This window comes from Rosenbergiella gaditana (assembly GCF_018494065.1).
GTDB classification, from domain to species: domain Bacteria; phylum Pseudomonadota; class Gammaproteobacteria; order Enterobacterales; family Enterobacteriaceae; genus Rosenbergiella; species Rosenbergiella gaditana.
On sequence record NZ_JABBFR010000093.1, the window covers coordinates 1 to 235 of the forward strand.

The 235-nt window shown below is 66.4% G+C and carries 1 protein-coding gene; it reads right to left on the reverse strand.

Annotation, left to right across the window (positions count from 1 at the left end; all coding sequences use genetic code 11):
• Positions 1–235: enoyl-CoA hydratase/isomerase family protein (locus HH682_RS15590; RefSeq protein ID WP_214238382.1), on the reverse strand; the 235-nt coding region annotated here is incomplete at both ends.

The following is a 235-nucleotide window of genomic DNA, read 5'->3' on the forward strand; positions in this document are numbered from 1 at the left end:
GCGCTGAACGATAGCCGCCTGCGCCTCCGTTGTGACGTGGCAATCGGCAAGGCCGACCGACAACGCATCGGCCGCTTCAATCATCTGGCCGGTCACGCCCAGGTATTCGCCCACATGACCCGGCACGCGCGCCAGGAACCACCCGCCGCCCACGTCCGGAAACAGGCCGATGTTGGTTTCGGGCATGGCCATCTTCGTGCGTTCGGTCACCACGCGCAGCGATGCGCCTTGCGAG